Annotated in this window: 8 protein-coding genes; 6 read left to right on the top strand and 2 right to left on the bottom strand. The window is 72.8% G+C overall.

The features are described 5' to 3' along the window. The gene (locus tag ACIRPT_RS07305; protein ID WP_403823621.1) at window positions 1-1446 is read right to left on the bottom strand and encodes a sodium:solute symporter; all 1446 of its coding nucleotides are present in this window, start codon (window positions 1444-1446) and stop codon (window positions 1-3) included. A gap of 200 nt (window positions 1447-1646) precedes the next feature. Here ACIRPT_RS07305 and ACIRPT_RS07300 point away from each other — a divergent pair, with 200 nt between their 5' ends. The 5 genes from ACIRPT_RS07300 (at window position 1647) to ACIRPT_RS07280 (ending at window position 13841) form a co-directional block, all read left to right on the top strand. Beyond that, a complete protein-coding gene (locus ACIRPT_RS07300) occupies window positions 1647-3395 on the top strand; it encodes a PucR family transcriptional regulator (RefSeq protein WP_403823618.1) in 1749 nt (582 codons plus the stop codon). 295 nt (window positions 3396-3690) lie between these two features. Further along, on the top strand, window positions 3691-4074 hold the full coding sequence (locus ACIRPT_RS07295; RefSeq protein ID WP_403506221.1) for a WXG100 family type VII secretion target: 384 nt from the start codon (window positions 3691-3693) through the stop codon (window positions 4072-4074). A 94-nt stretch (window positions 4075-4168) separates the two neighbouring features. Continuing rightward, window positions 4169-9088, top strand: coding sequence for a toxin glutamine deamidase domain-containing protein (locus tag ACIRPT_RS07290; RefSeq protein ID WP_403823615.1), 4920 nt, complete (start codon window positions 4169-4171; stop codon window positions 9086-9088). Window positions 9089-9141: 53 nt separating this feature from the next. Continuing rightward, complete coding sequence (locus ACIRPT_RS07285) at window positions 9142-11313, top strand: SUKH-4 family immunity protein (protein ID WP_403823612.1); 2172 nt, start codon at window positions 9142-9144, stop codon at window positions 11311-11313. Window positions 11314-11675: 362 nt separating this feature from the next. Next, window positions 11676-13841, top strand: coding sequence for an SUKH-4 family immunity protein (locus ACIRPT_RS07280; protein ID WP_403823610.1), 2166 nt, complete (start codon window positions 11676-11678; stop codon window positions 13839-13841). Window positions 13842-13943: 102 nt separating this feature from the next. Here the strand turns inward: ACIRPT_RS07280 and speB are convergent, their stop codons facing one another. Further along, on the bottom strand, window positions 13944-14924 hold the full coding sequence (speB, locus tag ACIRPT_RS07275; protein WP_403823607.1) for an agmatinase: 981 nt from the start codon (window positions 14922-14924) through the stop codon (window positions 13944-13946). A 160-nt stretch (window positions 14925-15084) separates the two neighbouring features. Between speB and ACIRPT_RS07270 the strand changes: the two genes are divergently transcribed. Continuing rightward, the gene (locus tag ACIRPT_RS07270) at window positions 15085-15882 is read left to right on the top strand and encodes a phosphatase (RefSeq protein ID WP_403506196.1); all 798 of its coding nucleotides are present in this window, start codon (window positions 15085-15087) and stop codon (window positions 15880-15882) included. The last annotated feature ends 131 nt before the right edge of the window (window positions 15883-16013 follow it).

Here is a 16013-nt window from a genome sequence, read left to right as displayed (position 1 = left end):
TCAGACGCCGGTCAGGTGCGGCGTGGGGTCCGACCGCCCGGCCAGCCGGGCGCGCCAGGCCTCCAGCACCGCCGCGTCCGTGGGCTTGGTGAGCAGGCTGACGACCACGTAGGCGAGCAGCGAGGCGATCAGGCCGTAGTAGATGGGCTCGTTGGCGAGGACGCCGAGCGAGAACATCAGGGCGACCACGGTCACGCCGCCCGCCGCGACCGAGGCGAGCGCGCCCGCCCCCGTGCCGCGCTTCCACAGCAGCCCGCCGAGGATCGGCACCAGCAGCCCGCCGACCAGCAGGTTGTAGGCGACGGTGAGCGCCGAGACGACATCGTTGAGGGAGATCGCGATGGCCATGACCAGGACGCCCATCAGCAGGATGAACGCCCGGTTCCCCGCCACCTCGTCATGCCCGGTCCGCCGGCTCGCGGGGCGCAGGCGCGCCCAGATGTCGTTGTTGGCGACCGTGGCGCAGGCGATCAGCGCGCCCGACGAGGTGGACATCACCGCGGACAGCGCCGCCGCCAGCACCAGCCCGCGCACGCCCACCGGCAGGGCGTCCTTGACGATCGTCGCGAACGCGTCGTCCGGGCTGCCCAGATGGGGGTAGAGGACCTTGGCCGCGGTGCCGATGACCGCGCCGGCCAGCGCGTACACCAGGCAGTACGTACCGGCCGCGGTGCCGCCCAGGCGCGCCACCTTGTCGTTGCGCGCGGTGAACACCCGCTGCCAGATGTCCTGCCCGATCAGCATGCCGAAGGAATAGATCAGCACATAGGTGAAGACGGTCTGGCCGCCGATGCCCAGCGGCGCGAAGTAGTCGTCCGGCAGCTGCGCCTTCATCTCGGCGAAGCCGCCCGCCTTGATGACGGCGATGGGCAGCAGGAGCAGCAGCACGCCGATCGTCTTGACGACGAACTGGACCATGTCGGTGAGGGTGATCGACCACATCCCGCCGAGCGTCGAGTACGCCACCACGATCGCGCCGCCGAGGAGGATCGACAGGGTGCGGTCGAGGCCGAAGAGGACGTCGAAGATGGTCGCGTAGGCGAGGGTCGAGGTCACCGCCAGCATCAGCGTGTACGCCCACATGACCACGCCGGAGATCAGGCCGGCGGAGCCGCCGTAGCGCAGATCCAGCATCTCCGAGACGGTGTAGACCTTCAGCCGCGCGATCCGCGCCGAGAAGAAGACGCTCAGCGCCAGCAGTCCGAGGCCGATGGTGAAGACCATCCACGCACCGGAGAGCCCGTACTGGTAGCCGAGCCCGACGCCGCCGATGGTGGAGGCGCCGCCGAGCACGATCGCCGCCATGGTTCCGGAGTACATCGCGGGGCCGAGGCGGCGCCCGGCGACCAGGAAGTCGCTCTTGGACGTGGCGCGCCGCATTCCCCACCACCCCATGGCGAGCATTCCGGCCAAATAGAGCACGATCACCGCATAGTCGACAGCCATGGGCCATCCCTTCCAGCTGCGCCGAGGGGGAGAGGGGTGAGGGGAGTGAGGGGGTGTGGCGTGGGGTGACGGGCGCTCGGCGAGCGGGGGGGGGGAGCCGCCGAGCGCCCCGTCTTGAGGGTTGACCCTAGGAGGCGGAACGGCAACGCTGAAGTGTACGTTTCCGACTCTCAGCGCCCTCCGATGTGGATGGTTCGCACATGCCGCACCCGATACCCCCGCCGTCCACCCCTCCGGTCCCCCTGGCGGATCTCCTCGCCCGCACGGATCTGGGGCTGCGCCAGATCGCCGGCCCCCGCGAGGGCGTCGCGATCCACTGGGTGCACACCTCCGAGATGGCCGACCCGGTGCCGTATCTCCTGGGCGGCGAGATGCTGCTGACGGCGGGGGTGCATCTGGCCGAGGTGGCCGGGGGCGCGGGCGAGGACTCCGCCGCCGCGCTCGAGGCATACCTCGACGGCTATGCGGCCCGTACGGTGGCGGCCGGCGCCGCCGCGCTCGGCTTCGGGATCGCGCCGGTGCACGATGCGGTCCCGGACGCCCTGGTGGCGGCCTGCGACCGGCACGGACTGCCGCTCGTCGAGGTTCCGGTGGACACGCCGTTCACCGCCGTGGAGAGCGCCGTATGGCAGGCCGTTACGGAGGCCAGGCACCGCGAACTGACCCGGCTCAGCGAGGCCCAGCGCGCGCTCGCCGCGGCCGCCGCCCGGCCGGACCCGGCGCCCGCCGTGCTGCGCGCGCTGGCCCGCCATGTCCACGGCTGGACCGCGCTGCTGGCGCCGGACGGCACCGCGCACGGCACCGCCGGACCCGCCCCCACCGCCGCCGTACGGGCCGCGGCGGACCGGCTCGCACAGGTCGTCGGCGGAGAGGGGGCGGGCGCGGGCGGCGGATCCGGGGCCCGCACGGGCTCCGCCGCCGGCCCGTCCTCGGCCACCGACACCCTGCCCGGCACCCACCTGTCCGCGTACGCGCTGACCGGCCGCGCCCCGGGCCGTTCCCCGAGCTCCCGGCTCAGCTCGGACAGAGCCCCCAGTCCGCTCGCGCTGGTGGTCGCCGCGGATCCGCACGACCCGCCCGCGCACGCCATCGCCGGCGTCGCCGCCGTCCTCCTGTCCCTGATCACCGGTCCCGCCGCCGGCGCCGGCCCGGTCGCGGCCGGGCACTCTGCGGCCCTGGTCCACCTGCTCCTCGGCGCCCGCCCGGCCGAGGTCGCCCCGCTCCTCGACCACCCCCGGTGGACCGTCGTCCACGCCCGGCGCCGCCGCGAGGCGACGGAGCCGGCGGCCGCGCTGGCCGCGGCGCTGGGCACCTCCCTCGCGGCGCCGGACGTACCGGGGGCGGAAGGCGGGCAGAGCGCGGAAGGCCCGCAGGGCACGGAAGACGCGCAGGGCACGGAAGGTCCACAGGGCGCGCAAGTGCCGCAGGGCGCGGAGGCGACGGGCCCCGCCGCGCTACGGGCCCTGGTCCCCGAGGGCCGCGAGATCACCGCGCACCCCGGCTGGACGCTCGGCGTCAGCGCGCCCGTCCCCGTCGAGGAACTGCCGGCCGCCGACCGGCACGCCGCCACCGCCCTGCGCCGCGCCCTCGCCCAGCGCGCCCCCCTCGTACGCCACCGCAGCCCCGGCCCGCACAGCGTCACCTCGCTGATCGCCCCCGACGACGCCCGGCGGCACGCCGAGGCCCTGCTCGCCCCGCTGGCCGACGCCCCCTCGCTCCTCGACACGCTCCACCACTGGATTTCCCTGCACGGCAGTTGGGACCGCACCGCAAGCGCACTGGGCATCCACCGCAACACCGTCCGCCAGCGCATCGCCCGGATCGCCACCCTCCTCGACACCGACCTGGCCGACGCCGACATCCGGATGGAGCTGTGGTTCGCGCTGCGCTGCCTCGACCGGGACGAGGAGCCGGGAGACGGTCACGACGCGGCGCGCAACGGCGGGTGACGATCCGGAACCACGGGTCCCGCACCGCCGCCATATGCGTCGCCACACACGTCGCCCTACGCATGGCCCTACGCATGGCCACACGCCTCGCCCGCCGCACCGCGGGGCACGGCGCAGGGCACCCTCGGGGGGGGGCACGGCACGGGGGTCCTCGGGACCCGGCCGGATCGGCCAACGCTTCGTCGGTAACACCGTTGTGACAGACAACCACTTGAGCAAACCAGGCCCTTTAGGGCTAAACTTTGCCCAACATTTTGCTGTAGATGGCGACGTACAACGGGAGCGGGGGGACGTCGTGGCCGGAAGCGGACTACAGGCCGACATACCGTCACTGAAGGCCGGGGGCAAGGACCTCACCAGCGTCGGGGAACGCTACCAATCCGCGGTCGGGAAGCTGAAGAACGCGCTGACCGGTCTGGAAGGCCAGGACACCCCGCCGTGGGGCGATGACGACATCGGCGAGAAGTTCGGCGTGGTCTACGAGGGCCTGCGCGACGGCATGTACGAATCGATGGGGCATCTGGCCGCCAAGCTCCAGGAGATCGGCGGCGCCCTGAACGCCATGGCCGACAACCACCAGGCCGACGAGGACTTCAACGAGTCCTTGATGAAGCAGCACGTCGCCAACGCCGAGGCGAACAGCCAGCAGATCATCGCCCTCAAATCGCCCAACGTCTGAGGGGATAGCCCGCGCCCCGCCTCCCGCTTTCCTTTTCCTTTTCCCTTTCCACACCCGCCATCATCAATTCGCTGTAATCCGGGGGAATTCCGCCATGTCACTCATGCTGCCGGACTGGCTCGAATGGGTCCTCGAGATGCTCGGCTACGACTGGCCGACCGGCGACGAGGACAAGATGATGGAGTCCGCCCAGCACTGGCGGGACTTCGCGGCCACCGTGGAACAGCTTCAGGCGGACGGCGTCAGCGCCGCGGGCAACGTCCTCTCCGCCAACTCCGGCGACAGCATCGACGGCTTCCAGAAGACCTGGGACAAGTTCGCCGACGGCTCGGGCTATTTCAACGACGCCCGTACGGCCGCCGAGCTGATCGCCGTCGCGATGGATGTGGGCGCGGGAATCATCATCGGGATGAAAGTCGCGGTGATCGCCCAATTGGCGATCCTCGCGGCAGAGATCATCGCGGCCCAGGCAGCGGCTCCGTTCACCTTCGGACTCTCCGAGGTCGCCGCGGCGGGAGCCACCCAGGCCACCCGTCTGATCGTGCGCCGCATCCTGAAGGAGGCCCGCGAGGCGCTGGTCGAGGCGATCACGGAGACCCTCAAGGAGCCGGCCGTCTCCGCCCTGGAGGCGATGATCTCCGACGCCATCGCGCAGGGCATGAACATGAACTTCGGGGCTCAGCAGGGCTTCGACGTCGGCCGCAGCGCCAAGGCGGGCGCGGACGCGGGCGTGGACGCGCTCAAGAACTCCGGCCAGACGTTCGCCGAGTCGCTGCGTGACGGCGCCGGCGCCAAGGCGGGGCACCACGCCCGCAACGGGTTGGACCACGCCGCGGGGCGAGGTGGAGGCGAGGACGGCGGCGGCGACAGCGACGGCGGCGGCTCGAACGAGACCAGTGGGTCGAACGAGACCAGCGGGTCGGGGAGCGACAGCGGTTCGGGCAGCGACAGCGGGTCGGGGTCGGGCGGCGAGTCCGGGTCCGGTTCCGGGAGTGGCTCCGGGAGCGGCAGCTCCGATTCCGGGAGCGGCGATTCCGGTTCCGGTGCCGGTTCCGGAAGCGGGTCCGGGGACGGTGCCAGCGGCGGCGGTTCGGGGAGCGGTTCCGACGGCGGCGGCTCGGGTTCCGGCAGTGGTTCCGGCGGTACGGGCGCCGGGTCTGGCGGCGGCCCCTCGCATGCGCCGCGCCCCGGGAGCGACACCGGCGCGGACGGCGGCTCCGGCAGCAACTCCTCGTCCACCCCCGGCGGTTCCACGCCGGACTCCGGCTCCACCCCCGGCCCCGACGGCGACCGCAACGCCCCCACGGCGCAGCCCCTGCCGCCCCCGGACCAGCGGACCGCCTTCGACGAGGGATACACCGGCGGCAACGACCACAATCCGTACGGCGCCTCAGGCACGCCCGACTCGGGGTCCACCCCGGACTCGGGGTCCACGCCGGACTCGGGGTCCACGCCGGACTCCGGGTCCACGCCCGGCTCCGGGCCTACCCCCGACTCCGGCTCGACGCCCGACTCCGGATCTCCGGACGCGGGCGGTCCCAGCCCGGACACGGCAAGCACCCACCCCACGCCGGACACCACCCCGGCGGACAGCGGCCCGGACACGGTCGGCACGCACCCGACGCCCGACACCACCCCCGACGCGGCGCGCCCCGACTCCGACCCGGTCAGCACCCACCCCACGCCCGACACCACACCGGACGCGGCGCGCCCGGACGCCGACTCCGGCCCGGTCAGCACCCACCCGACCCCCGACACCACACCGGACGCCGCACGCCCCAACGCCGACTCCGGCAGCGCGCAGCCGTCCCCGGGCCCGTCCGCGCACCCGGACGCGGCGCCGACGCCCGACTCAGGTCCCTCCCCGGACCCGTCGTCCCCGAGCCAGCACGCCTCCCCACCGTCCGACGGTCCGTCCCACGACGCCGGCGGCCAGCCGCAGCAGTCGTCGCCCGGCCCGCTGCCCGGCAACCCGCCCAGCAACACGGACAGTTCTCCCTACGGCGACGGCAACGGCAACGGCAACGGCTCCCAGCACGGCGACAACTCCGGCGCGGGCGGCGGCCGGCCCGCCACGCCGCATATGAGCATGCCGTCGCAGGGCGCCCCCACGCCGCACACGTCCTCCGGCCCGCCCATCGGCCAGCGCGACCCCTCCCCCGGCGACCCCATGCCGCACGCGTCCGATGACGACCCCACCCTCGCCACCCAGTCCGCGGACACCATGACCGCGCCCCCGCCGACCCAGCACACGGCGGACCCCGGCAGCGGCACGCCCACCACGCCACAACAGTCGCCCCAGAACACCCCGCAGAGCACGGGCCCGGTGATGGGCATGCCCGGCGCCATGCCCCCGCAGGGCGGCCCGGCGACGCCGCACTCCGGCCCGCCGCGCGGCGGCACCCCGCCGACCGCCGGTCGTCCGGGGACCCCGCCGGGGAGCCGTCCGGACGGATCGCAGCCGGCCCGCGACGCCAGCGGATCGCGTCGCCCGGACGGCCCGCGCAACGACCCCCGAAGCGACCGGCCCGCCCCCCGGCAGCAGCGGCCCGCCGCCGCACCGACACGCCCCGGTGCCACCCGCCCGGACACGGCGCGCCCCGATGCGACACGCCCCGACACCACGCGCCCGGACCCCAGCCGGACGACCCCACCCCGGCCCGAGGCCCCTGGTCAGCAGCCTTCCGGGGACTCGTCACGCCCCGCCGACCGCTCGACCGGCTCGGACCGCCCCAACCCGACGGACCGACCCACCGACACGGACCGCCCCAACTCGTCGGACCAGCCCGGCAACACGGACCGCCCCACCGACAACCGCCCTACGGACGACCGCCCCACCGACGACCGCCCGACCGACGACCGTCCCACCAACGACCAGCCCACGGACGACCGGCCCACCGACGACCGCCCCACCGAAAGCGACACCCCCACCACCCCCGACCCCAGCGCCAAGGACGACCACCCCACAGATCACGGCGCCGAGGACAACAACTCCTCCGAGGGTCACTCCCCCGACGACCACTCCCCCGAGCACCGGCCGGACTCCGACCCCACTCCCGCCTCGGAGACCCGTAACCGCGACAACCCCGGCGGCCTCGAAGGCCCCACCGACGACCACCAGAACAACGTCGAGAACAGCGTCCCCAAGGACGAGAACGGCGAACCGCAGCGCCACCCCGACCCCGACGACGGCAACTGGGTCAACTCCATCAACGACCCCGGCCCCGACGCCCCCGGCCGCAACAACAACTGCGTCGACACCGCCCTCGCCACCACCGACACCTTCTCCGGCAACCCCACCGCCGCCGCCAACCGCACCCCCGACACCAACCCCGACGGCACCCCCTCCGACCGCGGCGAGAACAACGGCCGCGACCGCATCGAAAACACCCTCGGCGCCCGCTTCAACGACTATGGCAACGGCCGCGACGCCTTCAACCGCCTCGAAAACACCCTCCGCGACTCCGGCCACGGCTCACAGGCCGTCATCATCACCCAGGACTCCAACGGCCGCGCCCACGCCTGGAACGCCGTCAACCACAACGGCAAAATCACCTACGTCGACGCCCAAACCGGCCAACGCAGCAACAAACCCCTCCACGACGGCACCAACGGCGTCCACGCCATCCCCCTCGACCCCAACCGCCGCCCCGTCAACGACAACACCGACCACAACGGCGACAGCAACACCGAAGGTGACCGCCGCCCCGCCGCCGAACCCGCCGGGACGAAGAACAAGGCGGACGACGAGCCCGGCGGCGAGGCAAAAAAGCAGAAGACGGGCGACGACCCCGAGCATTTGACCGAGCGGGAAAAACACGTCAAGGAGAACACCAACCCGGACGGCTCCGAGGGTCCGAACCTCCAGAGTCCGCAAGGGCTCGCCCCCGACCCAGCTCAGCACGACCTGCGCTCGGACGGCCGGAACCCCGTCTTCCGCACCGACCCCGACCTCACACATCAGAACCTCCAGGCCTGGGCCGACCCTGCGCACGGAGACACCGACGATCAAGGCCGCAGCCCTCTGGCGCAGGTTCTGGACCGTACGGCGAGGCAGCACAGCCCGGATGACCGCGTCACCTTCACCCAGGCCGAACTGGACAAGGTGCTGCGCAATCCCAACTTCAGTGAGCTCGACCAGGGGCAGCGCGGTGCCGTGGTCGCCGCACTCGCCCGGATGAGCATCTCGTTCCACGAGCAGCATGCGTCCACGGTCGAGACGAAGGACGCCGACGGCAAGACGACCGGGACCGTACAGCCCGGCCCCGCCATCCGCGAGAAGTCGAATTGGCCGACCGAGCACCGGACCGGCATGATGCCGGACATCAAACAGGCCGGGCAGGGGCTCGACCTCAATCAGCTCAATCAGAACAACGCCGCGAAGGGCGTGGAAACCCACTACAAGCGCCCCGGTCTCAAGGCACTTCTGGATGCCGCCGGAGACCACCGGCCGGACTTCACCGGAAAGAATTTCGCCGTCCTCGAGGTAAAGCGCGCGGACGGCTCGGTGGAGTACATCGCCGATTCGTCCATTCCGGCGGGCAAGCACGGCTTCACCCCCGGTCACTCGGAGAAGATGCTGCTGGACGAAGTCGAGCGGCGAAACGGTTCCAAGAACCCCGCAGACCACGTCAAGGTGCAGGGCCTGTACACCGAGCGCGAACCCTGCGGTAAGGGCGAAGGACACGCGAACTGCTCCAACCGGCTCCGCACGGATCCGGCGATGAAGGGCGTTCCGGTGCACTACACCACGACCTACCGCTCCGACCCCGTGGGCGTGGAAGCTCGACAGAAGATCCGCGATCAGTGGGAGCCCAAGATTCAGGCAATCCGCGACGACACCAAGCTCAATCCCGCTCAGAAGGAAGCCGCGATCGACGCAGTGCGCAATGAGCGTGACAAGGTCACCGAAAAGATGCGCACCAAACTGGAAGTGGAAGTCGCCAACGAATTCAAGGGATACATGCGGGGGATCGGCGACGCCTGGGTCCAGGTGATCCCTCAACTTCTCTGAGCGTAGGCTGAGATCGCCTGAAGATCCCGAACGTATTGATGCACGGAGGCCGCATGCCGCACGAGGTCACCGTCGAGGAAGCCGTCACCGACGTGCTGTCCTGGTGGCAGGACGAGCTGACCTGGGAACCCTCGGTGGTCGAGATCGCCGGTCCCCCGCGTTCCGGCCGTACGGCGGCACTGCGACGGCTGGCCGACGACGTGACCGGCGCGGAGCTGCTGGACGCGACGGGGCTGACCGCCGAGGAACTGCACGCGGCGGTGTGCGAGCTCGGCGAGGTCGACTGGTCCGCGGCGAAGGAGGGCGAGTGGACGGCACTCGGCGACCGTGACGAGGAGCGGAAGCTCATCGTCATCGTCAACGGCCACCGCGCCGGCCGCACCCGCCGGTCCTCCCACCCGCGGCGGATCACCGACCTCACGCTGGACGACCTGGCGGCCACCGGTGTGCTGGGCATCGTCATCGAGCTCGACTCCGACGTCTCCGGGGAGCTCCTGCCGGGGCAGCAGCGCCGGCGCCATCTCGTCGCGGCACCGGCGTCCGGGGAGGCGGGGGCTGCCGAGCCCGACGGGGCGCCGGTCGAACTGCATGCGCTGGCGCTCGCCGAGCTGCGCGAGGTCCCGGTCCCCGTCTGGCAGCGGCTCGCCCGGTCCTGCGGCGCGCTGGACCCGACCGTCGAGGGGCTGACCGCCCTCGCCCGCGAAGACGCCCGCCTGGAGCCGCTGCCGTCCGGACTCGTGCGGTTCCGGCACGAGGCGGAGGCGGAACGGCTGCGCGCGGCCCTCGTACGGCACGAACGGGAGCTGGTCGACAGGGCCAACGGCGAGCTCCTCGACTGGCTGTCGGGCGAGCCGACGGACCCGGCCCGTCCCGGCAGCTGGAGCGCGTCCGGCGAGGTCGGCGGCTACGCCGCACGGGCACTCGCCATGCACGCCGTCAACGCGGGGGCGTTCGACCGGATCCTCGAAGGCGAGCACGCCGCGCACCTCACCCCGGACGCACTGCTCGACGCGGCGAGCTGCCTGCCCGAGCCGCCGCCCCACGACAGCGTCGCCGCCGACGCCTTCTTCGCCCACCTGAGCGGGGTGACGCCGGCCGATCAGGGCGAATGGGTGGCCTGGCTGCACCTGATGGCGACCGCCCGCGGGGACGCGGCACTCGCCCGGTCCCTGGAGGGTTCCGGCGTACGCCTTCCCTGGAAGGTGCGCTGGGCGGACTGGCGACCTCCGGGTGGCTACCAGGCCCGCTACACCGAGCCGGGTTCCGTGGTGAGCCTCGGGATCGTGCACCGGGACGGTGAGCCGGTGGTCGTGGGATTCGGGCAGTTCAACAGGGTCTTCCGGATCTGGCGGACGGCGGACGGGGTACAGGTCTGCCCCCAGGGCGTGGAGGAGTTCGCCCCGGACGTCGCGGAGTCGCTGTCCTGGCCGGACGGGCGTACCGCGCCGCTGACCGCTCAGGCACTGCGCAAGGCGTCGCTGTCCTCCGCGCTGAACGGGCTCGACGAGGACCAGTTCAGCTGCTCCGCGCGGATCGACGGCCTCGTCGTGCTGGGCGGCGCCGGCGGTGTGGTCGCGGTCGATCCGACGGACCCGGTCGCACCGTCCGCCCCCCTGCCGCTCTCTCCGCTCCGTGGCCAGGCGGAGGTCTGGGAGTACCGGCAGCCCTCCGGCCCCGCGCCCGACCCGGAAGCGCCGCTCGCCCGCGCCCTGCTGGACGACCTCTTCGGCTCCGCCTTCACCCAACGCCCGGACGCGGACCGGCTCCCCCCAGGGCTGACCGACCCCGTCGCCCGGAGGGTCCTCACCGAGATCGGCCTGCCACCGGTCGACGTGCTGGGCCTGGGGCTGCTGCCCGTGGCGGATCAGGGCGTGCAGGAGTACGCATGGCCGGCGGACGACGCCGCGTCGGGTCGACAGGGCCCCTTCTTCCGGATCGGGGACTGGTGGGGCGGGACGGTCGTCATCGACGGGCCCAGCGGCCAGGTCCTGCGCAGCCGCGCCGAAGGCGAGCCGGCGGAGTGGAGCGCCGACCCCCTGGTCGCCTCGGACCTGGAGCGCTTCCTGCTGATGGTGCACCACTTCACGGTCGGTGCCTTCATGCTGTCCCTGTGCCCCCACCGCATCGAGGGCATCCTGCTGCGGAACGCCATCGAAGGCGGCCTGGAACGACTGGACCCGCCCGGCGCCGCGTCACCGGCCTGGATGTACCAACTGCGTCCCTGACCAGGGGTGTTCATCATGACCTGAGCGTAGATCCGGCCCGCCCGGCCTCCTTCCCCGCGGCCGATGCGTCGGACATCGAGGGTCGGCCCCGCACCGCTGCCGGCCGCCCCGACCAGCCGCAGCGCCGGCCAGAGCGGCTCGTGCACCACGCCGGAGGGGGACAGCCGAGGCGGGGCTGGTCTCCTCCTGTGACGGGGCGTCACCCGCTGCGGGTCGCGCCACTGACGAGGGAGAGCAGCCATGAGCGGTAACACCCCGGCGCTGGAGACGGTTTCCGCGCAGGAGGCCACGGATCGGCTGCTGCGCTGGTGGCAGGACTCGTCGGATCCGCTGGCGCCGGGGACCGGCTGAAGGGGTATTCCGTGAACCAGCCCAGCTCCCCCGGTGACCGCCGCCTCTCTCCCGACGAGGCGATCGCGCGCGTTCTCGAGTGGTGGAACGACGGGAACCGCACCGCGCGACGCTGCGAGATCGTGGGCGGCCGCGATGCGGACGACCTGCTGCGGGAAGTGCACCGGCGCGCGCCTCGCAGCCTGCTGCTCGACGCCACCGGGCGTACGGCCGACGAGGTCATCACGGAGGTGCTGGACTTCGTCGGCGTCCCGGACTCCGCCCGGACCGGCACGCCCTGGCGCCGCCTGCGCAAGTACTTCTCGGCCGACACGCTCATCCTGCTCACGAACGTGCACCGCGCCGGCCGGACCCGCCACTCGGCGCGCCCCGCCCAGGTGCGGGGCCAACTCGCCCAGCGGCTCGGTCACCAGCGCAGGACGGGTGTGGTCGTCACGGCCCCGTCGGAATCCGGCCCGCCGACCCCCGAGTTCGTCCTCCGCCTCGACGGCCCCGACGGGGTTCTCCCGCACGCCGGCCCGGATCAGGTACCGGCCCCCATCCGGGCCCTGGCGCTGGCAGAGCCGCGCCGGGTCCCGCTTCCGGTGTGGCGGGAACTCTCGGCGGCCGGCGGCCTCGACGATGTGGACGAGGCCGCGCTGGAAGACCTCGCAGTCCGGTTCCCCGACCTCGTGACGGTGGGCTCCGGATGCGCCGCGTTCGTCGACGAGGGGCTGGCCGAGGCCCTCCGGGAGGCCACCGATCCGGAGTGGGCACGCCAGGTCAACCGGCACCTGGTCGCGTGGCTCAGCGGGCTGGCCCCCCGGCTGCGTCACCCCGAAGGCTGGGGCGCCTCAGGCGACTTGGGCCGCTACGCCGCGGAAGGGCTGGCCGCGCACGCCGTTCGTGCGGGGCTGTTCGAGGAGTTGCTGACCGACGGCGGAACCCTCGCCAACCTGACCCGGGAAGCGCTGCTGGACGCGGCGCACTGCGCTGACGACGGCTCGGTGCCGGGGAACAGTCCCGCGGCGGACGCCGTGCACCTCTGGAGCTACGGAGTGGCCCCGCGCACCCAGCCGGAGTGGGCCGCCTGGCTTCACCTGATGGCCACCGCCCGTGAGGACACCGCCGTGGCCGCGGGCATCGCGGACTCCGGCGTGCGGCTGCCGTGGACGACGTCCTGGGCCCACTGGCGGCCGCCGGGCGGCTACCACCCCCGGTACCTCAGGCCCGGTCCCGTCGACGACCTGTACGGAGTGCACTGGCAGGGCCGCCCCGCCGTGTCCGTCGAAGCGGCGGCGGCGGAGCACATCCACGTGCGGGACGTCGCCACCGGCGAAGTGCTCGGCGGCCCGTGGCACGAGGGCGATCTGCCGGAGGACGCCCGGCGAGCGCTCACCTGGACGGACCCCGACGCGCACGACACCCATGGCCCGGCCGCCGTCAGCGATTTCGAGGACGCCGACCGGGCGGACGAGGGCCCCGACGAGGAACTGCTCCACGTCGCCCTCACCGTAGGCAACCGAGTGGTCGTGGCGGGCGTGGGCGGCCTGTTCGCCGTGGAACCCGCCGAACCGGCCGCCTTCCAAGGGCTCGAGGCACCGCGCGGCCTGCCCCTCTCCGGCTGCCCGACAGTCGCCGGCCCGACCCGCCCACTGCACGCCACCGACCCCGCTCCGACGGAACTGGCGGAACTGTTCGACGAGCCGGTGATCGTCCGGACCCCGGAGGACTCGCTCCCGGCCGGACTCACCGACGACGCCGCCCGGCGAGCGCTGTCCGGGTGCGGGCTCCCCGTCATGGACGCGAGGGGACTCGCCCTCGAACCGGATCGTCCCGAATTCCTGTCGGAGGCCGACTGGGCGGACGATCTGGAATCCCCGACGACCCCGGGTCCCTTTTTCACGATCGGACGCTGGATGGGCGGACCGCTGGTCGTCGACGGGCCCACCGGCGTCGTCCTGCGCATGCCCGCCGACCCCGACGAGGACGGCCTGGAGGGCACCTTGGTGGCCAGTGGCCTGGAGCCCTTCCTCACCATGGCGGCCCACTGGATAACCGGGCGGCAGATCCTGGACGTCACGGAGAACGAAACCGAGGCGCATCTGCTGCGGCAGCACATCGAGAACGCTCTGTGGGCCATCGACTGGCGCGGCTCCACCGCAGGCGCGTGGATCTACCCCCTCCACAACGACTGAACTCCCTCGACCCCCCGGGCCGGCACGTGGGGCCTCGACGCGAAGGGCGGCCGGCCACCGCTGTGACCGACCGCCCGGTGCGGTGTCCGTGCCCGGTCCGGGTCAGGCCTGCCGGCCCGCCGCGATCTGGCGCGACATGATCGTCGTCAGCTCGTACGCGGTGTGCGAGGCGGCGACGGCGGTGATCTCCGCGTGGTCGTACGCCGGGGCGACCTCGACGACGTCGGCGGAGACCAGGTTGCAGGACGACAGCCCGCGCAGGATCTCCAGGAGTTCGCGGGAGGTCATGCCGCCCGCCTCCGGGGTGCCGGTGCCGGGCGCGTGGGCCGGGTCCAGGACGTCGATGTCGATGGAGATGTAGAGGGGGCGGTTGCCGATGCGCTGGCGGAGCTGGTCGGCGACCTCGTCGGCGCCGCGGCGGTAGACGTCCGCGGAGGTGACGATGCCGAAGCCCATCTTCTCGTCGTCGGTGAGGTCCTGCTTGCCGTAGAGCGGGCCGCGGGTGCCGACGTGGGAGAGGGCGGAGGTGTCGAGGATGCCTTCCTCGACGGCGCGGCGGAAGGGCGTGCCGTGGGTGTACTCGGCGCCGAAGTAGGTGTCCCAGGTGTCCAGGTGGGCGTCGAAGTGGAGCAGCGCCACCGGGCCGTGCTTCTTGGCAACCGAGCGCAGGAGGGGAAGGGCGATGGTGTGGTCGCCGCCGAGGGTCATCAGGCGGGCGCCGGTGCCCAGCAGGTCGTCGGCCGCGGCCTCGACCGTCTCGACGGCCTCGTTGATGTTGAAGGGGTTGGCGGCGATGTCGCCGGCGTCCGCGACCTGGGCGAGCGCGAAGGGGGACGCGTCCTGGGCCGGGTTGTACGGGCGCAGCAGGCGGGAGGCCTCGCGGATGGCGTTACCGCCGAAGCGGGCGCCGGGGCGGTAGGAGACGCCGCTGTCGAAGGGGACGCCGACGACCGCCACATCGGCCCGGGACACCTCGTCGAGGCGGGGCAGGCGGGCGAAGGTCGCCGGACCGGCGTAACGCGGGATGCGGGAGGAGTCGACGGGGCCCACGGGCTCGTTCGATGCGCTGGCTGCGGTGGTCATGAGGTGAGGCTAGGGAGATACGCGCGCACGGCCCATGGACATTTGCGGAAGAGGGCGCGGGGGCGTTCGACATTTTGGCCAGGGGTGGGGCTGTCGGGGCCCGGAGTCCGGGGTACGAAACTCCCCCGCCGCGCGCGAGCCGTACGGGCACAATGGCGCTATGCCGATAGCCGCAGAACCCTCCGCCCCCTCGCGCGCCGAGCTTGTCGATCATCTGGTGCGCACCCGGATCGCCGGTGATGTCGCCACCCCCCGCGAGAACAACCTCTCCCACTACCGCAAGCTCGCCAACGGTGACCGCCACTACTGGCTGGGGCTGGAGCTCGGCGAACGGTGGACGGACGAGCAGGACGTGCTCGCCGTGATGGCGGAGCGCTGCGGGGTGAACGACGATCCCCACCACCGGCAGGGCCAGGACACCATCGACCCCGAGCTGACGGTGGACGCGCTGGAGCGGGCGGCGGCGGTGCTGCGCAAGGCGGCGGCCGGCCGGCACCGGGTGCTGTTCGCGACCGGGCATCCGGGCGGGCTGCTGGATGTGCACCGCGCGACGGCGCAGGCGCTGCGTGCCAAGGGCTGCGAGATCATGACAGTGCCGGGCATCGTGGCCGTGGAGGACGGCCTGGTGGTGCAGTTCGCGGACGTGGCGGTGCTGGAGCGCGGCGCGAGCCTGTGGCACACCCACTCCCCCGCGCCGATGTCGGCGATCCTGGACCAGCTGGAGCGGGACGGCAGCCCGCGCCCGGACCTGGTCATGGCCGACCACGGCTGGGCGGGCTGCGCCGCCCAGCGCGGCATCGACACCATCGGCTTCGCGGACTGCAACGACCCGGCGTTGTTCCTGGGCGAGGCCGAGGGCACGCTCCAGGTGACCGTCCCGCTGGACGACCACGTCATCAGCCCGCGCTACTACGACCCGCTGACCGCCTACCTGCTGAACGCCGCCGGGCTGGCCTGAGCCGCCCGAGGCGGAGGCCCTAGGGGGCGGGCGAACAGATCCCGTAGGGGTTGCGAGGGCCCCCTGCGGGGCCACAACGCGGCGGGGCCGAGGGGGTATTCCCGGCGCCCGCCACGTGCTTGACGGGAATC

The sequence above is a fragment of the Streptomyces sp. NPDC101227 genome (assembly GCF_044767545.1).
Taxonomy (GTDB): Bacteria; Actinomycetota; Actinomycetes; order Streptomycetales; family Streptomycetaceae; genus Streptomyces.
This window is presented reverse-complemented; position numbering and strand designations above follow the sequence as displayed.